The following is a 22,260-nucleotide window of genomic DNA, read 5'->3' as shown; positions in this document are numbered from 1 at the left end:
TCGGAACTCCGTCGAGCTCCGCTTCAGCGTGTGACCGTACGTTGCGGTGACGATTCATCGCTGATTGTTACTTTCATTGGACGCAGCATATACTGCGTCCAATGAAAGCTTCGCCGAGTCTGCTGCCACTGCTCCGTTCGCGCATGCAAGGTGAGCTGCTCGCGCTCGTTCTGCTGCATCCAGACCGCGAGTACAGCATCACTGAGCTCGCCGAGGCTTGTGGTGTCACGCCCACCGCTGTGCTGCGTGAGGTTGAGCGACTGACCCGCGGCGGCATTCTGGAAGATCGGCGAGTGGGCCGGAGCCGTCTCGTCAAAGCCCGCACGGACACCCCTCTCTACCGGCCGTTGAGCGATCTCATCGCGGTCACCTTCGGACCGATGCCGCTGCTCACCGAGGCCTTGTCCGGGCTGGCGGGCGTGAGCGAGGCCTACATCTACGGGTCTTGGGCCGCGCGTTACAGCGGCGAACCGGGACCGCCGCCTGGGGATGTCGATGTCCTCGTTGTCGGTTCGCCTGATCCGGACGCGCTTTTCGACTTGGCCGAGCGCGTGTCGCGGCGGTTGGGACGCGAGGTCAACGTCCATCGGATCTCACCGGAGTCGTGGGCTGCGAGCACGACAGATCCCTTCATCACCAGCGTTCGTGAGCGTCCGCTGACCCAGTTGAATCTCAACCAGGAGACTCGATGACCCGGTGGAACCAAGGGCGCGAAACGGTTGACGCGCTCATCGCGCGCGGCGCCATCGAACACGTCCCGGCCTCGCAGGAGACTGCCGAAGCGGAGCTTGCCAGAGCCCGCACACACATCGCTTCGGCGCGGCAGTTGCTGGACTCGGACCCGGAAGGTGCCTACACGCTGGCGTACGACGGCGCACGTCGTGCTTTGGCGGCCGTATTGCAGAACCAAGGCCTGCGTGCGACAAGCCGTGGCGGCCACATTGCCATCTAGGAGGCCGTCTTCGCCCAGCTTGATCCGCCGCTGGGACCGGTTTTGCGCGTGGGTAAGCCGAGTCACGACACGGCCGTGCCATGACCGCTGCGGGGTGATCATGAAGACGAGAGCTCCATCGATCAGTTCCGTGTGCCGCGGTGCCTCGGGCAGGTGGTCCAGGTCGTCCGCGAACCAGCCCTCGGCGCGGGGAGGGCGCATCCAGTCCGGTAGGGCGGTCACACGTCAACGGTAGCGACTTGCCACGCAAGCAAGCCGCTTGCACCCGCGGTTGTCATCCGGCGGGTTCCCGGAACGCTCGACGAACTCGTTCGCGCGGATGAACTTCGGAACTGGCCGAGCGGTGACCGCACCAGGAACGGGAAGACGATCGCCGATCAGCACTCGCAAAGTGCTGAGCACACCGGTGGTCACTGTGGGTGACGCCAGGTCGTCGCTGTCGAAGTCAGCTGACCGTAGGTTTCGACCATCGTGGGAACGGAAACTCCTCAGGTGTCCCCCTTTGGAGGTGTCATGATCATTCTTGGTGCGATCCTGCTGGTAATCGGTTTGTTAGCCAACATCGGGATCCTGACGACGATTGGCGGGATCCTGCTCGTGGTCGGCCTGATCCTCACGCTGCTCGGGGCCGTCGGCCGGCCGATCGCGGGCCGCCGGACCTTCTACTAGCCCACATGCCGAAGGTGCCCGCGCTGAACCGGCGGGCACCTTCCCGCGTGCCGTGACGGCCCGCGGTACCAGAAGACGCGGTACCGAAAGACATTCTGTGGACGGGACGGGCAAAACCGTGCCCTGCCGGGATTATCGGCAGGGCCGGTGTTTGCTCTCTTCGGCGCGGCGCCGCTGAGCGATCTGCTCAGGCTCGCAGGAGCTGGTAGGCGGCGGCGCCGATCAGCTCAAGGGAAACCTGAAGGCGCTCAAGGCTGATGTTGTCCTCGATGGTGTCTTCCGGTGTGTGGTAGGTCGGTTCGAGCAGTGCCGGGCCACCCTCGCCGCGCCAGCTGAAGTTGGCGGCGGGAACGCCCTTCTCGTGGAACGGCACGTGGTCGCTGGAACCACGGGCGACCGGGCCGCGTGTCCGCGGCTCGTAGCCGAGGCGTTTCGCCGCCGCCGCAACGGCTTGCGTCGTCGCGTTGTCCGCGCCGTCGAGGGAAAGCAGCCAGTAGATGTGGGCCGGATCCCACGCGGTGGCCACCATGTCGTTCTGGAACGTGCCGGCGATCCGCTTGATGTCCGGTTCGGACAGTTGGTTCACGTAGTACCGCGAGCCGATCAGGCCGTACTCCTCGGAACCCCACAACGCGAAGCGAACTGCCTTGTTGGTCGGCAGATGCCGCAGCACCCTGGCCAGTTCGAGGCACAACACGGTACCGCTGCCGTCGTCGTTGGCCCCGGGCGAACCCGGCACGCTGTCGTAGTGCGCGGTCACCATGACGACCTTGTTGTCCGGGTTGTGGAACGTCGCCGGACGTTCGGCGATCACGTTGTAGGACGTCAGATTCTTGTGCTGGACCGCGGAAACGCCGAGCCGCACGGTGCCCTTGGCGAGCCGCTCACGGAGCCGCTCGGCCTGGACCTGTGCGAGGCCGAGCACCGGAATGGTGACCGGCGTCGGCAGAGTCGGGGAGAACGCCGACAGCCTGCGCAGTGGATCTGCCCCGATTCGGCCCAGCAGCACGGCGATCGCGCCTCGCTTAGCCGCGGTCAGGTACGCGTCCGCGACGTTCGTCACCGCCGCGATGAACACGATCTTGCCGCTGACATCCGCCGGGATCGACGACCCGTCACCGACGTCGACGACGACACCCTCCCGTGTGACGTCCTGCAGGCCCTGCGGCGACGAACCCGTCTGCCAGGTGTCCCTGCCGACCCGGACCGAACCGAGGAACTTGTCGGCGATCGCGAACGGCTGCAACGTGACCTGGTACCGCAGGTCCCGCAGTACCTTCGCGATGTAGTCCTTGGCCCGCAGTTCGCCTTCGGTACCGGCGATCCGAGGCCCGATCCGGTCACTCAGCACCCGCAGGTGCTCCAACGCGCGCCGCGCCCGAACCCGCGCGACCACAGGGAGATCGCCGAAATCCAGAGACGGCCCGTGCTGGGCGCCCGTACGGTGCCGCGTCGCCTGCGCGGCCGCCACCGGATTGAGTCCGATCGTCGCAGCCCCTGCCAGTGCCACCGCGCCGGTGACGACGCGACGTCTGCTCAGATCAGCCATGAAACATCCCTCGCTTCCGTGAATCCCCCATTCCGGTAGCTAAACGGCATGTTCACAGTGTGAACAACCTCCGATCGGCCCTTTTTGAGACGGGTGGGCCGGAGGTAGACACGTCGCTCGCCGTGCCCGGGCGGTGACGGATCGTCCGCCGTGTCACCCGGTCTGACAGTTCTCGATGACGGCGTCGATCTCGGTGGCCAGTGAGGTGTCCTTGGCAGTCAGTCCGCCCGCCGAATGCGTGCTCAGGACGAATCGCAGCGTGCGCCACCTGATGTCGATGTCCGGGTGGTGGTCGTCGTTCTCGGCGATCTCGGCGACCCGGTTCACCACCTGGATCGCCTGCGAGAAGCTCGCCAGCTGCACGGTCCGTTCGATCGCCGAGCCGGACCGGCGCCAGGCGGTCAGGTGGTTCAGCGCCGAGGTCAGCTCGTCTTCGGTCAGCAGTTCGGCCATCTGTCCATGGTGCATCTATGCTCACGGTTCTGCCACGGGAGTCCGGTGCCGACCGGGCTGAGAGGAGGGCGGCCAGCCCTCGACCGTATGAACCTGATCCGGGTCATGCCGGCGCAGGGACGGGAGGATGAAACGTGCTGAAAGCAGTAGTCGTAGCGGCGACTGTGCTGGTCACGGCCAGTTGCTCGCTGGCCACCGAACAGCCGCGGCCGGGCAACGCGCAGACCGTCACGTTGGTCACACACGACTCGTTCGCGGTCCGCAAGGAGCTGCTGGACGAGTTCCAGAAGAACAGCGGGATCACGGTCGAGGTACGCAAATCGGGTGACGCGGGCGCGTTGACCAACCAGCTCGTGCTGACCAAGGCCAATCCGATCGGGGACATCGCCTTCGGAGTCGACTCGACGTTCGCCTCACGCGCGCTGAACGAGAACGTGTTCCAGCCGTATCAGAGTCCGGACGCCAACAAGCGCTACCAGTTGGACGACACGAACCGGCTGACCGCGGTCGACATCGGTGACGTGTGCGTGAACGTGCACACCACGGGCCTCAAGGGAGTGCCGGAGCCCACGACGTTCGAGGACCTGGCCGACCCGAAGTACAAGGACATGCTCGTCGTGGAGAGCCCGGCCACGTCCTCACCCGGGCTGGCGTTCCTGCTCGGCACGATCCTGCACTTCGGCGCGGACGGCTGGCAGGACTACTGGACCAGGCTGAAGGCCAACGGCGTCAAGGTCGTCAGCGGCTGGGAAGAGGCCTACAACCAGGAGTTCTCCGGTACGGGCAAGGGCACGAGGCCGCTCGTGGTGTCCTACGCCTCCAGCCCGGCCGCGACGCCGGACACGAAGGCGTTGCTGGAGACGTGCTACCGCCAGATCGAGTACGCCGGCGTGCTGCAGGGGGCGAAGAACCCCGAAGGCGCCAGGAAGGTCCTGGATTTCCTGATCTCCCAGCAGTTCCAGGCCGAGGTGCCGGACCAGATGTACGTCTACCCGGTGCGTGAGGGCGTCGCGTTGCCGGAGGCGTGGCAGAAGGCCGCGCCGATGCCCACGGACACGGAGGCGACGCTGCCCGCGCAGGAGGTCGACCGCAACCGGGAGAACTGGGTCAACCAGTGGCGCTCGCTCGTCCAAGGGTAGGGATCATCCTGGTGGCCTTGGTGCCACTGGGGTTTCTCACCTTGTTCTTCGCCTGGCCGGTGGTCGCGATCGTCGGCCTCGGCGCGCGTGCCGCCATGCTCGACACGCTGGCCAGTTCCGACACGTGGCAGCTGGTCGGGTTCACGCTCGGCCAGGCCGCGGCGTCCACTGTGGTCGCGATCGCCGCCGGGATGCCGCTGGCGTTCCTGCTGGCCAGGTGCAAGCTGCCGGGCCGCGGGCTGGTCCAGGCGATCGTGCTGGTCCCGTTCGTGCTGCCGGCGGTCGTGGTCGGACTGGCGTTCCGGGGCCTGATGCCGGACGGCGGCGTCTGGTCGATCATCCTGGCCAACGCGTTCTTCAACGTCGCCGTCGTGGCACGGACGGTCGGCGGCCTCTGGGCGAACACCGACAGGCGTGCCGAGGATGCCGCGCGAGCTCTCGGAGCGAGCAGGCTCAGGGCGTTCACGGCGGTCACGCTGCCCGCCCTCACACCGGCGATCGGCTCCGCGGCCGCGGTGGTTTTCCTGTTCTGCTCCACCAGTTTCGGCGTGGTGCTGATCCTGGGCGGCGCTGAGTACCGGACGCTGGAAACAGAGATCTACCTGCGTACGGTCCAGCTGTTCGACCTGCCGGGCGCGGCGGCGTTGTCCATCCTGCAGCTCGCGGCCGTGGTCGCGGCACTGGTGATCGGAGCCGTGGCAAGAAAACGGCGGCAGGCGGCGCTGAAGCTGCGTGGCAGGCAAGAGACCGCGCGCAGGCCGGTCGGCGGGGAATGGGTTGTCGTCGGGATCGCGTACGGCGTGCTCGTGCTTCTCCTCACGCCGATCGTCAGTCTCGTCAGTCAGTCCAGTGTGGAGGGATTCAGGGCGCTTTCCGGCACCGGGCACGACAACAGCCTCGAAGTCACCGGGTTGCGGGCCGCGATGAACTCGTTGAGCACGGCGACCGACGCGACCGTTCTCGCGTTGATCCTGGGGGTGCTCTCCTCGATCGCGTTGATGCGGCTGGGCAGGAGCGCCGAACTCGTGGACGTGGCGATGATGCTGCCGCTCGGCGTCTCCGCGGTCACGGTCGGCTTCGGCTACCTGATCACCCTGGACGCCCTGCCCGGCGATCTCAGGACGTCGCCCCTGCTCGTCCCGCTCGCCCAGGCGATCGTGGTGACGCCCCTGATCATCCGGATCCTGCTGCCAGTGCTGCGATCCATCGACGACCGGCTCAGGCAGGCCGCGGGCACGCTCGGCGCCAGTCCGCTGCGGGTCTGGCTCGAAGTGGATCTCCCGTTGGCCGGTCGTTCGCTTGTCACCGCGGCGGCGTTCGGGTACGTCGTCGCGCTGGGCGAGTTCGGCGCGACCAGCTTCCTGGCCAGGCCGGACGCGCCGACGCTGCCGATCGCGATCGGCCGGTTGATCTCCCGGCCCGGCGAGCTGAACACCCAGATGGCGTACGCCGCCTGCACCTTGCTGATGGTCGTCACGATCGCGGTCGCCGTCCTGATCGAACGTTTCCGGACCACGGTGGAGGAGTTCTGATGCGGATCGGGAACCTTGCGATCAGGAAGCTGACCGTCCGGTTCGGATCGCTGACCGCCGTCGACGACGTCGACCTGGACATCGGCAACGGCGAAGTCGTCGCCTTGCTCGGTCCGTCCGGCTGCGGCAAGTCGACGCTGCTGCGCGCGGTCGCGGGCCTGGAACCCCAGGCCGAAGGCACGGTCCGGCGCGGTGACGAGGACCTGGCCAGGATGCCGGTGCACAAGCGCGGCGTCGGTCTGGTGTTCCAGGACGGGCAGCTGTTCCCGCACCGCGACGTCGCCGGGAACATCCGCTTCGGCCTGCGCATGCACAAGATCAACGACCCCGGACGGGTCGACGAGCTGCTCGACCTGGTCGGGCTGAGCGGGTACCAGCGCCGGAAGGTCACCGAGCTGTCCGGCGGTGAGCAGCAGCGAGTCGCCCTTGCCCGAGCGCTTGCTCCGAGACCGGGCCTGCTGCTGCTCGACGAACCCCTCTCGGCCCTCGACCGGGCGCTGCGCGAACAACTGGCCCTCGACCTGGCCAGGATGCTGCGGAAAGCGGGCACGTCGGCGCTGGTCGTCACGCACGACCACGACGAGGCGTTCACGCTGGCCGACCGTGTCGCGTTGATGCGCGAAGGCAGGATCGTCCAGACGGGCACGGCCGAAGAGGTCTGGCGGCACCCGATCGACGAGCCCACCGCGACCTTCCTGGGCTGCGGCCTGATCCTCGACGCGCGGATCATCGGCGGCACGGCCAGGTTCGACCTCGGTGACGTGCACCTTCCCTGGGCGCCGGAAGGCACGCACAAGATCGGCCTACGCCCCCACGCCCTCGTGGCCGACCCCGATGGGCCGCTGCAAGGGGAGGTGAGCGGGCGCGTACACCGCCGCGATCACGTCCGGCTCCTGGTGAAACTGGAGCACCGGGAAGTGGACGCGGTCGCGACCATCGCGGACGCCCCCGAACCCGGCCACCCCGTCAGGCTCCGCCTCGACCCGGACGGATTCGCCCTGGTAGGACCTCGTGAGCGTTTATCCGTGTTCTAACCCTGATAAACACTCACGAGGGGATCAGCTGTCTTTGGTGACCATGCGGGCCAGGGCCAGGGAGTAGCCGATCACGATGTAGCAGAGCGCCCGCAGGAAGCCGGTCGTCAGGTTCTCCCACGGCATCGGGTCGCGCAGGACGTCCACTATGGAGTCCCAGCTCTCGGTGATCAGGAACGGGTGCAGCCAGTCGAGCACCGGGATCGAGCTGAGCAGGCCGAACACGAACAGCCCGCCGATCACCGACGCCATCACCAGCAGCGGGTGCTCGGTGGCCGCGGACACCGCGAGCGCGATCGCCCCGATCGCCCACATCTGCACGATCACCCACCCGGTCGCCACGACGACCCGCCAGAGCCCGTCGGCCAGCGGCAACGTCGTACCGGAGAACGTCACCAGGCTGTCCGGCCCCGCGATGATCAGCCCGGTGACGAACGCGATCAGCGCGGTCATCACCGCCGCGCCCGCGGACACCACAGCGACACCGAACGCCTTGACGGCCAGCAGCCGGATCCGGCTCACCGGAGCCAGCAGCAGGCCGCGCAGAGTGCCGTGCGACGCCTCGCCCGCCAGCGCGTCGGACGCCGTCATGGTCGTGCCCAACGGCAGGAAGAAGACCATGGTCGTGGACAGCACGATCACCGGCAGCATCATCGCGTTGCCCGCCACGGCCGCGACGACCGACTGGTCGCCGTTCGCCCGGACCGGCGCGTCGACCACCTGGGTGCCGATACCGAACAAGATCGGGTACAGCGCCAGCAGTCCGAGCAGGATCAACGTCCTGGGCCGCCGGTAGATCCAGCGCAGCTCGGAGCGCAGCAACCGGAGAATGGGCGCCCGCACGGGCGCGAGCGTGGTCATGGCGTCTCCGTGAGCTGCGCGAAGAGGTCTTCCAGGCCGGTGCGCTGGCGGTGCACCTCGTACACCGGGATGTCGGCACGCACCAAGGTCGCCACGACCTCCGGCGCCGAGGTCGCGGCGAGGTCCACCAGAATCCCGTCCGGTACGGCCCTGGCCGGAATCCGGTTGTCCCGCAGGGCGTCGACAGCGGCGGTGACCTCAGGCGTGGACACCAGCAGGCCCGCGTTGGACGCCTCCAGCAGGTCCTTCAGCTCGCCCTGAGCGACCACAGTTCCCTGGTGCAGCACGGCGACGTGCGTGCACGTCGCCTCCACTTCGGACAGCAGGTGCGACGACACCAGCACGGTCGTCCCGCTCTTGTGCAGGTCCGCGATCACCGCACGGACCTCGCGGGTCCCGGCGGGATCGAGGCCGTTCGTGGGTTCGTCCAGCACGACGAACCGCCGTGGCACGAGCAAGGCCGCCGCCAGGCCCATGCGTTGTTTCATGCCGAGCGAGTAGCCGCGGTAACGCCGGTTGGCGGCGTCCGACAGACCCACCCGCTCGAGGGCTTCGCTGACCGCGGCCGGGATCGCCGCGGACTTCAGCAACGGCTCAGCGGCGGCGCAGCGCAGCAGGTTCTCCCTGCCGGAGAGGAAGGGATGGAAGCCAGGGCCCTCGACCAGCGCCCCGACCTGCGGCAGCACCGACTGGGCGGCCTCCGGCAGCCGGGCTCCGAACAGTTCGATCTCCCCGGCGGTCGGCGTGGTCAGCCCGAGCATCATCCGGATGGTCGTGGTCTTGCCCGAGCCGTTCGGGCCGAGCATGCCCAGCACCGCGCCTTCCGGGACGTCCAGGTCGACGTGGTCGACCGCGACCGTGTTGCGGTAGAGCTTGCGAAGGCCACGCGTTCTGGCGGCCAACACAGGGGTGGGCACGGCATCAGCCGTGCCCACCCCCGCGGTTTCAGCGAACGTCACTTCACCTGTCCGAGCGCCTCGACGAGAACCTGCTCCGGGACGGCGCCGACCGCCACCCGGCCGTCAGTGGTGACCAGTGCGGTCGCCACCTTCGTCGAGAAAACGTACCCGGTGCCGTACGGACCCGAGACCTCCTTGCCGAAGGACTTCAGCAACGAGGTGACGTCCATGTCCCGAGCCTTGCCGTTGCCGTCGCCGCGGGCCTGGCCCAGCATCGAGTTCAGGTCACCAGGCAGCTTGGCCACGAAGGTCGTGTCCCAGCCGTCGCCCACGGTCTGCAGGTTCAGGCCGCTGACGAAGTCCTGCAGGCCCTTGCGGCCCTCAGCCTCGTTGTGCGGCTTGCCCGCGTCGGTGCGCTCCTTGACCGTCGCACCCTGCGGCGGCGTGAACTGGAACAGCTTGGCGTCCTGCGGGCCGACGGTCAGTTCGGTGAACTCGACCTTCAGCGCCGGGTCGGCCTGGCCGTTGGCCAGCACCTGCAGGCGCAGCGGCAGCCGGGTCTCCGAGTCGACCGCCACGCGGACCTCACGCAGCAGCGTGCGCTCGGTCGGCTTCGGCGTCACGACCAGCTCGTACGCGGGGCGCGTGGCCACGCGTGCGGTGCCGTCGACCTTGACGTCGCTGTACTGGCGGACCAGGCCGAGCAGGTCCTTGCCCAGCGTCGCCGGGTCCTTGCCGGCCAGGTTCTCCGGCGTGGCCTGCTGGCCGTGGCTGTGCTTGGTGACCGTGTTCTTCTGCGAGTCCCAGGTCCACAGCGTGCCGCCGTCCTCGACGAGGGTCCGCTCCGAGGTCCTGCCCGGCACGGTCGCCCGGAACCGGTTCTGGCCGTCGGCCCAGACCGTGGCCGAGTTCATGCCGTCGAGCACCTTGATCGGCAGGCCCAGGTTCTCCTGGGCGGAGACCTTGCCGTTCAGCGCCGGGATCTTGGCGTTCGCCACCGACTCGACCAGCTGTTCGGCGGTGATCGACGGCAGCACTGGCGGCGGCTCGTCCGCGCCGGCCGGAACGGCCAGGATGCCCAGCCCGACCACGCCGGCGAGCACCCCCGCTCCCGCCACGGCCAGTGCCGTCTTCTTGGTGTTCATCCGTCAGCTCCCCGTTGTCGCGTCATGTGATGTTCCCGCACCACAGAGACTGCCCGCCAGCACCTGAGACGAGGCTGAGGAGCTGAGAGAAAGCTCAGAAATCCCGGCCTGGCGGCGGGCGGACAGGCATGCTGTGCGCGTGAGACCTCGGGTACTGGTGGTTGACGACGAGCCGGGCGTACGCCGGGCGCTGCAGCGTGGCCTGACCGCGGAAGGCATGGACGTAGTGGTGGCCGCGGACGGCCCCAGCGCACTGCAGGTCGCGCGGACCGGCTCGTTCGACGCCATCCTGCTCGACATCATGCTGCCCGGATTGTCCGGTTATCGCGTGCTGCAGGCACTGAGAGCCGAGGGCGTGCGCACGCCCGTGCTGCTGGTGTCCGCGAAGGACGGCGAGATCGACCAGGCCGACGGGCTGGACCTCGGGGCCGACGGTTACCTGGTCAAACCGTTCTCCTTCGTGGTGCTGGTCGCCCAGGTCCGGGCGTTGCTGAGGCGTGGCGCCGTGGAGGGCACGGGTCAACGGCTCCGGCTGGGGGATCTTGTCGTCGACCGGGCCGCGCGGCAGGTCAGCATGGCCGGTGAGCCGGTGTCGCTCAGCCCGCGTGAGTTCGCCGTGCTGGACGTGCTCGCCAGCCGCGCGGGCTCGGTGGTCACCAAGGACGAGCTCCTGCGTGCCGTCTGGGGCGACGAGCAGGCGGCGACGCGTAATGCCGTCGAGGTCTATGTGGGGTATCTGCGGCGCAAGCTTGACGCCGTTGGCGCGGGGTCCATCGTCCGTACCGTGCGCGGTCACGGCTATCTGGCGTCCACTGGCGAGATCGACGCAGTGATGGGGTCGTGAATAAGCTCAAGGAAGCCTGGTTCCGGCGATCCATCCGGTTCCGGATCGCGACCATGGCCACGGCGGCGACTCTGGTCATCCTGCTGGCGCTGGCCTGGTACTCCGGTGGCCGGATCGGCAGCCTGCTGATCGACTCGGCGGACCGTGAGCTGCAACCGATCCTCGACGCCGCGATCGCGGACGTCGCCGCGGGCCGCACACCGGCTCCCGACAAGCCGTACGTGCAGGTCAGAGTGCTCGACACGGCAGGCCAGCCGCAGGACGGCGGGCTTGATCCGGGGTTGAGGGACTGGGCGATCCGGGACTTGAAAGGCGCGGAGCCGGTCCTGCAGTACTCCGACGACCCGCCGACGCGCTGGATCGGCACGGTCGTCACCGCACCCAACGGCCAGCAACGGCTCGTGGTCGCGGGCGCCGGTCTCGCCGGCTACCAGCAGGCACAACGACACGGCCTGAACTGGCTGTTGATCGCCGGTGTGCTCGGCGCGACCGCCACCGGGGTCGCCACGTGGTTCGCCGTGCGGTCCTCCTTGCGGCCGGTGGAACGCATGCGGCTGGCTGCGGCGCGACTGCCTGCCGGAGAACGCTTGCCCTTGCCGGACGCCCATGACGAGTTGCATTCGTTGGCCGGTGCGTTGAACGGTCTGCTGGATCGCCGGGACGAGGCGACCGAGCGTCTGCGGCGGTTCACCGGGGACGCCGCGCACGAGCTGCGCTCGCCGGTCACGTCCATCCGGGTCCAGGCCGAGGTGGCCGTGGCGAACCCGGATCCCGTGCTGTCGCAGGAAGTTCTGGCCGACATCGTGCACGAGTCCGAACGGCTGTCCACTTTGGTGGATGGCTTGCTCACGCTCGCCCGGTCGGACGCGGGCGAGCTGCCGATCGCCCAGCCGGTCGACCTGGTGGCCGCAGCCGAGGCGGCGATCTCCCGGTGCACCAGCGAAACGCCCCGCGTGACGTTGCAGGCGCCGACCGGATCGGCGTGGGTGCTGGCCGCACCGGCCGAAGTGGACCTTGTCCTGGACAACCTGTTGCGCAACGCGGTGCTGTACGCGCGCGCCCAAGTCACCGTCGGGGTGTTGCCCGCGGGCGGATTCATGCGGTTGGTTGTGGACGACGACGGTCCCGGTGTCGCGCCGGAACACCGCGAGAAGGTGTTCGACCGGTTCTACCGGGTCCAGGACGACCGGGCGAGGCAGACCGGTGGGTCCGGCCTGGGGCTCGCCCTGGTCGCCGAACTCGTGCGACGGCGTGGCGGATCGGTCCTGGTCACCGAGTCCCCGGACGGCGGCGCACGGTTCCAGGTCCGGTGGAAGTCCGTGTGATGATCAGTCTGAGCTGAGCTTCACCGCTCCCGACGGGCACAACGTGGCGGCCTGCCGGACCACGTTCTCCTCGTCCGCGCTCGGCACCGGGTGCAGCACCTGCACGATGCCCTCGTCGTCCTGATCGAACACCTCGGGTGCGGTCAGCACACACATCCCCGCGCCGACGCACACATCACGGTCACCTTCTACGTGCATATCCCACTCCTACCACTACTCCCGGCCGTCGGACGCCTTCGTCAGGACAATGTCAGGAAAACCGGGCCACGGCGTCGTCCCGATACGGGATCTGTGGACAAACCGCGGCCAATGGATCTTGACGGGGCCGGGATCGTCGGTACCCACCGCTACGCTGGATTTCGGGGGCCGGAGGCCGCCGGGTGTGCGGGTGCCGATCTCGCAGCGCGGCGGATGGCGCTGGCCGGTAGGGCAAAACGCCAGGTCATCGCCTTCTTTCCGCGATCCGGGACTACACTTCGCCGGGTGCAGGTCGATCATCGGAAGGGTCCGCGCAGACGCGGTGAGGCGCTCGAGGAGGCGATCATGCGCGCGGCCGTCGACGAGCTGGCCGAAGTCGGCTACACCGCGGTGAGCATGGAGCGCATCGCCATCCGGGCGCGCACCAGCAAAGCGGCGCTCTACCGGCGGTGGACCGGCCGGGCCGACCTGATCATCGACGCCTACTTCCGGTTCGCCGCGGCCGAGCTGGAAGTGCCGGACACCGGCAGCCTGCGCACGGACGTCATCACGTTGCTGCGGCGGACGGCCGACCGCGCCACGCCCGCCATGCTGCACCTGGTGTTCGGTGTGCTGGCCGACGCGGGCATGAACGACGACCTGCGCCGCAAGATCCGGGAACGCCTCTCGATGATGAAACCCAAGCAGATGCACGGGATTCTGGAACGAGCCGAGGCACGCGGCGAGGTCCGCGGTGATCTGCCGGAACGCCTGCGCACCCTGCCGCTGGACCTGATGCGCAACGAGATCCTGCAGCACGGCGGTGGCCCCGCCGTTCCGGACGAGACGATCGAGGAGATCGTCGACCAGGTCTTCCTTCCGTTGGTACGCATCTGATGCCCGCGCTGCGAACCACCGCGTTGATCGACGCGCCCGCACGCACGGTGGCGGGCGCGTTCATCGAGCTCGCGTCCAAACGTGCGCACGTGGTCTCGGTGTCCGACGACATGATCGCCGCGGTCCTGCCGGGCAGGCCGTTCCGCGCCGCGCGGCTGACCGGGAAGTGCGCATCGACCGAGGCCGGGACGTTGCTCACGTGTGAGCTCTCGTGGTTGTCGCCCAACGCTTTCGTGGACGGCATCGCGGTACGCCGCCCGGTGTTGTCGTTGCTCGGCTCGGTCGCCGAGTCGACTCGTGCGCGGGCCGTGGAACTGACCGGCGCGCCCGTGATCGTCGGCACCGCGATTGTCCGGGACGGCCGGATTCTGGCTCAGCGGCGGGCTTTTCCCGCCGAGATCGCGGGGATGTGGGAACTGCCGGGCGGCCGCGTGGAGCCGGGGGAGAGCGACCAGGACGCCGTCCGCCGGGAATGCCGGGAAGAACTGGGCGTCGACGTGTCACCCGGCGAGGCGGCCGGGCCGGATGTCGTGCTGCCCGGGGGCAAACTGCTGCGGATCTACCAGGCGACGACCGACGGCGAACCCAAGGCGGTCGAGCACGAGGCGGTGCGCTGGCTCAGCCGGGACGAACTCGGCGACGTGGACTGGCTGCCCGCGGACCGCATCCTGCTGCCGGTGTTCCGTGCCCTCGTGGATGCGGGCACCCACGAGGGCACGTGATCTTCAACCGAGACCGGCCAGCCGCAGCACGGACTCCAGCCGGTGACGGCCGCGCTCCGCGGCCCGCTGGGCCCCGGTCGCCCGGATCCGGTCGAGCTCGGCCGGATCACCCAGCAGGTCCTCCGTACGTTTTTGCACGTCCCGCAGTTCCTCGATGACGGCGTCGGCCACGGTCTCCTTCAGCACACGGTAGGAGTCGATGCCCGTCGCGGCCTGCTGCGGCGACCGGCCGGTGCACGCGCCGAGGATCTCCAGCAGGTTCGCCACACCCGGCTGCTCGTCCGGCCGGTACTCGACCCGGTCGGCGGTGTCGGTCACCGCGCGCCGGAACTTGCGGCGGATCATGTCCGGGTTGTCCAGCACGAACACCACTCCGGCCTCGTCACGGGTGGACTTGGCCATCTTGCGGTCGGGGTTGGCCAGGTCACGAATCCGCGCCGCGACCGTCGGCGTGACCGCGCGCGGCACCACGAACGCTTCGCCGTACGTGCTGTTGAACCGCCGTGCCAGCACCCGTGCCAGTTCCACGTGCTGCGCCTGGTCCTCGCCGACCGGGACCTCGGCCGCCCCGGGCAGCAGGATGTCGGACGCCATCAGCACCGGGTACGTCAGCAGGCCCAGCCGGACCGTCTTGGTGCCCGCGGACTTCTCCTTGAACTGGATCATCCTGGACACCTCGCCGAACGTGCACGTGCACTCCAGCACCCAGGTCAGCGTGGTCAACTGGCTCGCGATGTCCGACTGCACGAAGACACGCTCCGGTTTGATGCCCGAGCCGATCAGCACCGCCAGCATTTCCCGGCTCAGCGCTCTCAGCCGTTGCGGGTTGTACGCCGTTGTCATCGCGTGCATGTCGCTGACGAAGTACAGGTCGTCCTCGGCGCCCTCGCGTGCCCACCGGCGGACTGCCCCCAGGTAGTTGCCCAAGTGTGCACGCCCGGACGGTGTCATCCCGGACAGTCTGGTCATGATGTCCTCCCTCTCTCGGCTTGGCCGCCGCCGGCAGGGAGACACAAAGAAGGCCGCCCGGTCGGGGCGGCCCTTGGCTGGCGTGCACAGTCAGCGCACGGTCGGTCGGCCGCCTCTCGCGGCCCACCACATCCCGGGGTTGCTGTGCATGACACCGAGGGTAGCAGGGACACATAAAGAACGCGTATATGCCGCTCGGACGTCATTCCTGTTGTGCTGTCCCGGGCGTACCGTAAATCGCATGTACATCGTGATGCTCGCTTACAAAGCGCCAATTGAAGAGATCGACTATCTGCTGCCCGATCACATGGAATGGCTCAGCAGGCACTACGACGCCGGGCACTTTCTGTGTTCGGGCCGCCGTCCCGAGCGGACCGGGCGGGTGATCATCGCCCGGCCGATGCCCCGGGTGAAGCTGGAAGCCATGCTGGCCACGGATCCGTTGCACACCGCACGGATGGTCCAGCACGAGGTGGTCGAGTTCGAGGCCACCCGCACGGCGCCGGAACTCGCCAAGGTCAACGAGGCGCTCGTCGGTTAGTGAAAAGTGTCGGTTCGTCATATTTCGGTACGCACCGAACTGCCCGGATCGACCGCCTCAAGCCGGTCCGGGCCGGTCATCCGGAAATGGGCTTGTGAACGACTTTTTACTTTCCCGTGCCGAACTCCGGCTCGGTTCGCCGGCGCCGACGGTGCGCGGGAGCGGCGTGCGTCACGAGATGAACTCTGGGGGAACGGTCAGGCGGCCTTCGTGGCCTGGGCGTCCTTGGCCCGGCGCAGGGCGAGGACCGGGCACTTGCCGCAGCGGTCCTTCGACTTGCAGCACTTCTTCTTGACCTTGCCCGCCTTCATCAGGTTGCGCACGGTTTCCGCGGGCGTCTTGCCCACGTACTTGGCCTTGATCTTCTTCTTGCCCACACGCGCTCCAACCTCGGCTGACGAGTTGAAGTAAGGCTAGGTTAACCTTCCTTGATCGTCCTGTGCGGCTGATCACACCTCAGGTCAGGGTAACCTTTCCGGTGGGCCTCGTCCGCATGCAAGCGTGGGGCCATCCCCGTAACTTGAGGTACAGGAGCTCTCGCGTGCCCGCATCGGCCACTGCCAGCAGGACCAGGACGGACCTGCGCAACGTCGCCATTGTGGCGCACGTCGACCACGGCAAGACCACTCTCGTCGACGCCATGCTGCGCCAGTCCGGCGCCTTCGCCGAACGCGCCGAGGTGGTCGACCGCGTGATGGACTCCGGCGAGCTCGAGCGGGAGAAGGGCATCACGATCCTGGCCAAGAACACGGCCGTACGCAGGCAGACCCCGGACGGCGTGGTGACCATCAACGTGGTCGACACCCCCGGGCACGCCGACTTCGGCGGTGAGGTCGAGCGCGGCCTGGCCATGGTGGACGGCGTGCTGCTGCTCGTCGACGCCAGCGAGGGCCCGCTGCCGCAGACCCGCTTCGTGCTGCGCAAGGCGCTGGCCGCCGGCCTGCCGGTGGTGCTCGTGGTGAACAAGGTGGACCGCCCGGACGCCCGGATCGAGGAGGTCGTCAGCGAGAGCCACGACCTGCTGCTCGACCTGGCAGGCGAACTGGAGCTGGAAGACCTCGACGCCGTGCTGGACCTGCCGGTCGTCTACGCCTCCGCGCGGGCGGGCCGTGCGTCGCTGACACAGCCAGCCGACGGTGGCCTGCCGGACAGCGAGAACCTTGACCCGTTGTTCGACGTGTTGCTGCGGCACATCCCGTCGCCGACCGGCGACCCCGAAGCGCCGTTGCAGGCGCTCGTCACCAACCTCGACGCGTCCAGCTTCCTCGGCCGGATCGCGCTGTGCCGCATCCACGCGGGCCGGTTGCGCAAGGGCCAGACCGTCGCGTGGTGCCGCGCGGACGGCTCGGTCGCCAACGTCCGGATCGCCGAGCTGCTGATCACCGAGGCCCTTGACCGGGTGCCCGGCGAGGAGGCCGCGGCCGGTGACCTCGTGGCCATCTCCGGCATCCCGGAGATCACCATCGGCGACACCCTCGCCGACGTGGACAACCCGGTGCCGCTGCCCCGGATCACCGTCGACGAGCCCGCCATCGCGATGACCATCGGTGTGAACACCTCGCCGCTGGCCGGCCGCAACGGCGGCACCAAGCTCACCGCCAGGGTGCTCAAGGCCCGGCTGGACGCCGAGCTCGTCGGCAACGTGAGCGTGAAGGTCCTGCCGACCGAGCGCCCGGACACCTGGGAGGTCCAGGGCCGTGGCGAGCTCGCGCTGGCGATCCTCGTCGAGACGATGCGCCGGGAGGGCTTCGAGCTGACCGTCGGCAAGCCGCAGGTGGTCACCCGCACGATCGACGGCAAACTGTGCGAGCCGTTCGAACGCCTGACGATCGACGCCCCCGAGGAGCACCTCGGCTCGATCACGCAGCTGCTCGCGTCACGCAAGGGCAAGATGGAGCACATGGGCGGGCACGGCACCGGCCGCATCCGCCTGGAGTACGTGGTCCCGGCCCGTGGCCTGATCGGTTTCCGCACCGAGTTCCTCACCGAGACGCGCGGCACCGGCATCGCCAACCACGTCTTCGAGGGCTACTTCCCGTGGGTGGGCGAACTGCGCACGCGGCACAGCGGTTCCCTGGTCGCCGACCGGACCGGCCCGATCACCGCGTACGCGATGATCCAGCTCGCCGACCGCGGCACGTTCTTCGTCGAGCCCGGCCAGGACGCCTACGAGGGCATGGTCGTGGGGGAGAACCCGCGCGCCGAGGACCTGGACGTCAACGTGGCGCGGGAGAAGAAGCTGACCAACATGCGGTCGTCCACCGGTGACGAGCTCGAGCGCCTCGCACGGCCCCGGAAGCTGGGCCTGGAGGAGGCGCTGGAGTTCTGTGCCAGCGACGAGTGCGTCGAGGTGGCGCCGAACGCGATCCGCGTCCGCAAGCTGATCCTGGACTCCACTCAGCGGGCCCGGGCTCGGTCCCGCGCCAAGACCCAGGGCTGACCCCACCGTCGTGTCCACCTTTCCGGCATCGTGAAAGCCACGTTCCGACACCGCGAAACCACGTTCCGGAAGGGTGAAGACCACCGGCCCGGAGCGTGACGGGAATCTCGGGGTGCCGGAAAGGTCAACTCGGGGTGCCGGAAAGGTCGACACGGGGTGCCGGAATGGTGGACACGGGCTCGGGAATCCTGTGAATTGCTCCGGTTCCGGCCACGGGACGCCGCCCGGACTGGAAAACTCGGGTGCGTGGGTTCTTGGACAATGGCATCCTCCGCGCCAAGGGGGTGTCGAGCCGTGCGAATGGCTGCCGCGGTTGTCGCCGCGCTGGTGATGCTCACTGCCTGCTCGAACACGCCTCCGCCGCCTGTGGTGGGCACGGTTCCGCCGGTTCCGTCGGCGTCCGCGGCCAAACCCGGTGAGATCGTCGTCGGGGTCGACAGCATCGCGGGCGGTTACAACCCGCATGTGCTGGCGGATCAGTCCACAATCACCACTGCGCTCTCCACGATGCTGCTGCCGAGCGTGTTCCGGACCGCGCCGGACGGCAGCCCGCAGCTCGATCGCACGCTCATGGTGTCCGCCGACGTCACCAGGACCGAGCCCTACACCGTCACCTACCGCCTCAGGGGTGACGCTGCCTGGTCGGACGGTGCTCCGATCGCCGCGGAGGACTTCCTCTACCTGCGCGAGCAGATGCGGGACGAACCCGGCGGCGTCGACTCGGCCGGTTACCGCCTCATCACCGACATCAAGTCCGAGGAGAGCGGCAAGGTCGTCCAGGTCACCTTCGCCGCCCCTTACCCCGGCTGGCGGTCCCTCTTCACCAGCCTGCTGCCCGCGCACCTGCTCAAGGACGCCCCCGGCGGCTGGGACCAGGTTCTGGAGAGCACCTTCCCGGCCACGGCCGGGCCGTTCTCCATCAAGCAGCTCGACGCCCCTCGCGGCGAGATCGTGCTCGAACGCAACGAGCGGTACTGGGAGCGGCCCGCGGTCGCCGACCGGGTGATCCTGCGGCGTGCCGACCCCGCCGGGCTGAGCGACGCCCTGCGGACCGGGCACGACCAGCTGGTCGTCGCCCGGACCGACGCCGGCGGCGTGGCCATGCTCCAGGCTCTGGGCGACAAGGTCACGGTCAAGGCCGCGCCGCGCCCGGCCGTCGTCAGCCTGTTCCTCAGGCCGGCCGGGACCGACCTGGCCGATGACCGGGTCCGCACCGCGCTGGTCAACCTGCTCGACCGGGACGAGGTGATCAGGGTCGGCACGGGCGGCGGGCCGAGCGTGCGGGCCGACGCGCTGGTGCTCGCGCCGTCCCAGGCGGGATACGGCCCAACTGGCCCGCTGGCGCACGATCCGGCCGCGGCGCAGTCCCTGCTCACCCAGGCCGGTTACTCGCTCGTATCGGGCGTCTGGACGCGCGAAGGGCGCCCTCTGGTGGTCACGCTGGGCGCGCCGGCCGACAAGGAGCCGTACGTCCTCGTCGCCAAGGAGGTGCAGCGGCAGCTCGTCGCCGCGGGCGTCCAGGTCAAACTCGTCACCCCGGCCGGTGACCAGCTGATGCGGTCGAGCGGGACGGAGGCGGGCCCGAACATCCTGATCGCGCCGCGCCCGGTCGGCGACAGCCCGGCCGCCGTGATGGCCTCCGTGTACGGCTGCCCGGTCCGGTCGACCGACGCGACCCAGGCGCCGCCGGGCAACCTGGCCGGGTTCTGCGACCAGAGCCTCCAGCCGACGATCGACGCCGCCCTGAACGGGTCCATGGCGCTGGCCGAGGCCATCGGCATCGTGGAGCCACGGCTGTGGCGCCAAGCGGTGGCCGTCCCGTTGTTCCAGTCGGCCGATTCGGTCGCCGCCCGTGCGGAGCTGTCGACCGGTGACCTGACCGCTCCGCTGAACGCGCCGTTCGCGTCCGCGGTCAGCTGGCAACGCAAGCAGAACTAGCTCTGCGTGCTTGCCCGGGGACGGAATAGTACCGGCCGGTAACGGATGGGTTGCCGAGTGCTATCGACGTGTCACCCTTTGGTCACGATCGGAGCGGCATGGGTGACCGGCGACCATTTGGGTTCCTAGCGTTCCACGGCAGTGCGCGGCCCACGGCAGTTGGGCGCGTCTAAGAGTCATGGGTGCTCTTCAAGCGACAGATCGGCTTGTGGAGATGACCCTGTGCTAGGAGGGCACGTGTCAATGAGGAGATCAAAGGCAGTCTCCGCGATTGCGCTGTTCGCCGCGGCGAGCATGGTGCTCGGCGCATGCAGCGCCGGGACCGACAACTCGGGTGGCAGCGGGGCCAACCAGCAGAACGCGAAGCCGGGTGAGCTCGGCGGCGAGGACAAGATCTACAAGCGTCCCACGGTCCCGGACATGGGTGAAGTCACCACGGTGACCGAGGAGAACTTCCAGGACTACAACAACCTGCTCGGCGTCACCAACAGCGCGGCCAACCTCGCCGCGACCGTGGCCATCCAGCCGTCGCCGTACATCGGTGTCTTCGAGAACGGCCGGTTCGAGCAGCAGATCGACGGCGACCTGATGGAGTCCGTGAAGGTCACCTCGAAGAGCCCGCAGACGATCGAGTACAAGTTCCAGAAGGCTGCCGTCTGGGAGGATGGCGCCCCGATCAGCTGCAAGGACATCTACCTGCAGTTCCTGGTCCGTGGCAAGGAGACCGGCAAGAAGTTCGACTCGTCGACCGCCGGGTACGAGAACATCAAGGAAGTCAAGTGCTCCGATGATCTCAAGACCGCCACGGTGATCTTCGAGACGCCGTTCGCCGACTACCGCGGCCTGTTCTCCTACACGGGCAACCAGAGCCTGCTGCCGGCGCACATCTGGGAGAAGGCCGCCGGTGTCGCCGACATCACCAAGCTGACCCGCACCAGCCCCGAGCTGGTGACCGACGCGGCCGTGAAGGCGTACACCGAGAACTGGCTGGGCTACAAGAAGGAGACCGCCCTCTCCGGCGGCCCGTTCACCATCGAGAGCACGGACCTGCGTGACGTGCTCGTGCTGGTGCGCAACCCGAAGTACTGGGGCCCGAAGACCGGCCCGTCGAAGCTGACGATCCGGACCAACACCAACGCCCAGTCCGCGTCGCAGCAGCTGCAGAACAAGGAAGTCCAGTCGATCGACGTCCAGGCTGACGGCCCGACGGCCATCCAGCTCAAGGCCGTCCCGACGGTCAAGCTGCTCGCCCAGGGTGGCCAGACCTACGAGCACATCGACTTCAACATGTCGCGGCCGATCTTCAAGGACAACCCCGAGCTGCGTAAGGCCGTCGCGACCTGCATCGACCGCAACGCGATCATCGACAACCTGATCAAGGACATCGACCCGAACGCCAAGCCGCTCGGCAACTTCATGTTCATGCCCAACGAGGTCGGCTACGAGGACCACTACCAGGGCATCGGCGAGGGCAAGGTCGCGGACGCCAAGAAGCTGATGGAGGACGCCGGCTGGCAGCTCGGCTCCGACGGCATCTACGCCAAGGGCGGCACCCGTGCCGAGTTCACCCTGGGTTACAAGACCGTGGACCGCAGGCACAAGACCTGGCAGCTGGTCAGCCAGAAGTGCAAGGAAGCCGGCATCCAGATCAACAGCGGCCAGAAGGACAAGTTCAACGACGACGACCTGACCGCGAGCGCGTTCGACGCGGCGCTGTTCGCCTGGGTCGGCGGCCTGAGCAAGTCCAGCTCCACGGAGAACTACCTCTCCAAGGACAAGGGCGGCACCGCCAACTACAACCTGTACTCCAACGCCGAGGTCGACCGCCTGTTCAACGAGGCGAACACCAACCTCGACTTCGAGGCACGGGTCAAGCAGCTCAACGAGGCCGACAAGCTGATGGCCGCCGACATGCACTCGATCCCGCTGTTCCAGCTGCCGGACTTCGCCGCGACCGACGCCAGCATCGGCGTGATGGGAGCGGACGGCAAGGTCGGCGACATCTCCTACCTGAACTTCCAGGGTGGGCAGACGTGGAACGCCTGGGCCTGGGTCAAGAGGTAGACCGTCATCTGATTTGCTCCAACCGGGCGTGATGGGGGCCGGTGCCACGAGCACCGGCCCCCGCTCGCGTGGAGTTCATGGCTACCCTGGCCACCGCTGGGAGCCAGGCC

At 68.3% G+C, this 22,260-nt stretch carries 22 protein-coding genes and 1 riboswitch; of the genes, 14 read left to right on the top strand and 8 right to left on the bottom strand.

Translation table 11 applies throughout. From position 1 onward, the window contains the following. Window positions 1-101: 101 nt before the first annotated feature. The 3 genes from GC106_RS26400 (at window position 102) to GC106_RS26390 (ending at window position 1,621) form a co-directional block, all read left to right on the top strand. The gene (locus GC106_RS26400; RefSeq protein WP_173136083.1) at window positions 102-692 is read left to right on the top strand and encodes an ArsR family transcriptional regulator; all 591 of its coding nucleotides are present in this window, start codon (window positions 102-104) and stop codon (window positions 690-692) included. Further along, window positions 689-952 (top strand): hypothetical protein, encoded by a 264-nt coding sequence (locus GC106_RS26395; RefSeq protein WP_246366755.1) that lies wholly within the window; start codon window positions 689-691, stop codon window positions 950-952. The genes GC106_RS26400 and GC106_RS26395 overlap by 4 nt, the downstream gene beginning before the upstream one ends. Before the next feature lie 513 nt (window positions 953-1,465). Then, window positions 1,466-1,621 carry a DUF6131 family protein gene (locus GC106_RS26390; protein ID WP_173136081.1) on the top strand — a complete coding sequence of 52 codons (156 nt, stop codon included), beginning with the start codon at window positions 1,466-1,468 and terminating at the stop codon, window positions 1,619-1,621. A 187-nt stretch (window positions 1,622-1,808) separates the two neighbouring features. On the opposite strand, the gene GC106_RS26385 is transcribed toward GC106_RS26390, so the two are convergent. Both GC106_RS26385 and GC106_RS26380 read right to left on the bottom strand, forming a co-directional pair. Continuing rightward, entirely contained in the window at window positions 1,809-3,170 is a 1,362-nt protein-coding gene (locus tag GC106_RS26385) for a M20/M25/M40 family metallo-hydrolase (RefSeq protein ID WP_173136079.1), read from the bottom strand. A gap of 153 nt (window positions 3,171-3,323) precedes the next feature. Beyond that, window positions 3,324-3,623, bottom strand: a complete 300-nt coding sequence (locus GC106_RS26380; protein WP_173136077.1) for a 4a-hydroxytetrahydrobiopterin dehydratase — start codon at window positions 3,621-3,623, stop codon at window positions 3,324-3,326. A gap of 24 nt (window positions 3,624-3,647) precedes the next feature. Further along, window positions 3,648-3,761, top strand: a riboswitch (TPP riboswitch). Here GC106_RS26380 and GC106_RS26375 point away from each other — a divergent pair. From GC106_RS26375 to GC106_RS26365, 3 genes are all read left to right on the top strand, one after another. After that, complete coding sequence (locus GC106_RS26375) at window positions 3,758-4,762, top strand: thiamine ABC transporter substrate-binding protein (protein WP_173136073.1); 1,005 nt, start codon at window positions 3,758-3,760, stop codon at window positions 4,760-4,762. Its footprint overlaps the riboswitch before it by 4 nt. A gap of 11 nt (window positions 4,763-4,773) precedes the next feature. Continuing rightward, window positions 4,774-6,294: an ABC transporter permease gene (locus GC106_RS26370; protein ID WP_376777766.1), complete on the top strand. Its 1,521-nt coding sequence runs from the start codon at window positions 4,774-4,776 to the stop codon at window positions 6,292-6,294. Beyond that, window positions 6,294-7,328, top strand: a complete 1,035-nt coding sequence (locus tag GC106_RS26365; protein WP_173136071.1) for an ABC transporter ATP-binding protein — start codon at window positions 6,294-6,296, stop codon at window positions 7,326-7,328. Before GC106_RS26370 ends, GC106_RS26365 begins: the two co-directional genes overlap by 1 nt. A gap of 24 nt (window positions 7,329-7,352) precedes the next feature. Here GC106_RS26365 and GC106_RS26360 read toward each other — a convergent pair whose 3' ends face one another. Genes GC106_RS26360 through GC106_RS26350 form a run of 3 tightly spaced genes read right to left on the bottom strand, consistent with a single transcriptional unit; the run spans window position 7,353 to window position 10,233 of the window. Further along, window positions 7,353-8,189 carry an ABC transporter permease gene (locus GC106_RS26360; RefSeq protein WP_173136070.1) on the bottom strand — a complete coding sequence of 279 codons (837 nt, stop codon included), beginning with the start codon at window positions 8,187-8,189 and terminating at the stop codon, window positions 7,353-7,355. Beyond that, on the bottom strand, window positions 8,186-9,148 hold the full coding sequence (locus GC106_RS26355; protein ID WP_173136068.1) for an ABC transporter ATP-binding protein: 963 nt from the start codon (window positions 9,146-9,148) through the stop codon (window positions 8,186-8,188). The genes GC106_RS26360 and GC106_RS26355 overlap by 4 nt, the downstream gene beginning before the upstream one ends. Then, window positions 9,145-10,233, bottom strand: coding sequence for a LolA family protein (locus tag GC106_RS26350; RefSeq protein WP_173136066.1), 1,089 nt, complete (start codon window positions 10,231-10,233; stop codon window positions 9,145-9,147). The genes GC106_RS26355 and GC106_RS26350 overlap by 4 nt, the downstream gene beginning before the upstream one ends. Before the next feature lie 139 nt (window positions 10,234-10,372). Between GC106_RS26350 and GC106_RS26345 the strand changes: the two genes are divergently transcribed. Continuing rightward, window positions 10,373-11,077, top strand: a complete 705-nt coding sequence (locus tag GC106_RS26345) for a response regulator transcription factor (protein WP_173136064.1) — start codon at window positions 10,373-10,375, stop codon at window positions 11,075-11,077. Further along, window positions 11,074-12,402: a HAMP domain-containing sensor histidine kinase gene (locus GC106_RS26340; protein ID WP_446684944.1), complete on the top strand. Its 1,329-nt coding sequence runs from the start codon at window positions 11,074-11,076 to the stop codon at window positions 12,400-12,402. The genes GC106_RS26345 and GC106_RS26340 overlap by 4 nt, the downstream gene beginning before the upstream one ends. A gap of 3 nt (window positions 12,403-12,405) precedes the next feature. On the opposite strand, the gene GC106_RS26335 is transcribed toward GC106_RS26340, so the two are convergent. Beyond that, window positions 12,406-12,600: a ferredoxin gene (locus tag GC106_RS26335; protein WP_173136062.1), complete on the bottom strand. Its 195-nt coding sequence runs from the start codon at window positions 12,598-12,600 to the stop codon at window positions 12,406-12,408. A 285-nt stretch (window positions 12,601-12,885) separates the two neighbouring features. Here GC106_RS26335 and GC106_RS26330 point away from each other — a divergent pair, with 285 nt between their 5' ends. After that, window positions 12,886-13,476: a TetR/AcrR family transcriptional regulator gene (locus GC106_RS26330; protein ID WP_217280986.1), complete on the top strand. Its 591-nt coding sequence runs from the start codon at window positions 12,886-12,888 to the stop codon at window positions 13,474-13,476. Continuing rightward, window positions 13,476-14,198 (top strand): (deoxy)nucleoside triphosphate pyrophosphohydrolase, encoded by a 723-nt coding sequence (locus GC106_RS49440; RefSeq protein WP_312872857.1) that lies wholly within the window; start codon window positions 13,476-13,478, stop codon window positions 14,196-14,198. Before GC106_RS26330 ends, GC106_RS49440 begins: the two co-directional genes overlap by 1 nt. A gap of 3 nt (window positions 14,199-14,201) precedes the next feature. Here GC106_RS49440 and trpS read toward each other — a convergent pair whose 3' ends face one another. After that, window positions 14,202-15,167, bottom strand: a complete 966-nt coding sequence (gene trpS, locus GC106_RS26320) for a tryptophan--tRNA ligase (RefSeq protein WP_173136060.1) — start codon at window positions 15,165-15,167, stop codon at window positions 14,202-14,204. Between the two features lie 241 nt (window positions 15,168-15,408). Here trpS and GC106_RS26315 point away from each other — a divergent pair, with 241 nt between their 5' ends. Next, window positions 15,409-15,708, top strand: a complete 300-nt coding sequence (locus GC106_RS26315; protein ID WP_173136058.1) for a YciI family protein — start codon at window positions 15,409-15,411, stop codon at window positions 15,706-15,708. A 197-nt stretch (window positions 15,709-15,905) separates the two neighbouring features. Here GC106_RS26315 and GC106_RS26310 read toward each other — a convergent pair whose 3' ends face one another. Further along, entirely contained in the window at window positions 15,906-16,085 is a 180-nt protein-coding gene (locus GC106_RS26310) for a hypothetical protein (RefSeq protein WP_173135955.1), read from the bottom strand. Between the two features lie 164 nt (window positions 16,086-16,249). Between GC106_RS26310 and typA the strand changes: the two genes are divergently transcribed. From typA to GC106_RS26295, 3 genes are all read left to right on the top strand, one after another. Further along, entirely contained in the window at window positions 16,250-18,148 is a 1,899-nt protein-coding gene (typA, locus tag GC106_RS26305) for a translational GTPase TypA (protein WP_312872856.1), read from the top strand. Between the two features lie 300 nt (window positions 18,149-18,448). After that, window positions 18,449-20,086: an ABC transporter family substrate-binding protein gene (locus GC106_RS26300; protein WP_173136311.1), complete on the top strand. Its 1,638-nt coding sequence runs from the start codon at window positions 18,449-18,451 to the stop codon at window positions 20,084-20,086. Between the two features lie 243 nt (window positions 20,087-20,329). After that, a complete protein-coding gene (locus GC106_RS26295) occupies window positions 20,330-22,150 on the top strand; it encodes an ABC transporter family substrate-binding protein (protein ID WP_173136053.1) in 1,821 nt (606 codons plus the stop codon). The last annotated feature ends 110 nt before the right edge of the window (window positions 22,151-22,260 follow it).

This window comes from Kibdelosporangium persicum, from assembly GCF_013280595.1.
Classification (GTDB): domain Bacteria; phylum Actinomycetota; class Actinomycetes; order Mycobacteriales; family Pseudonocardiaceae; genus Kibdelosporangium; species Kibdelosporangium persicum.
This window is presented reverse-complemented; position numbering and strand designations above follow the sequence as displayed.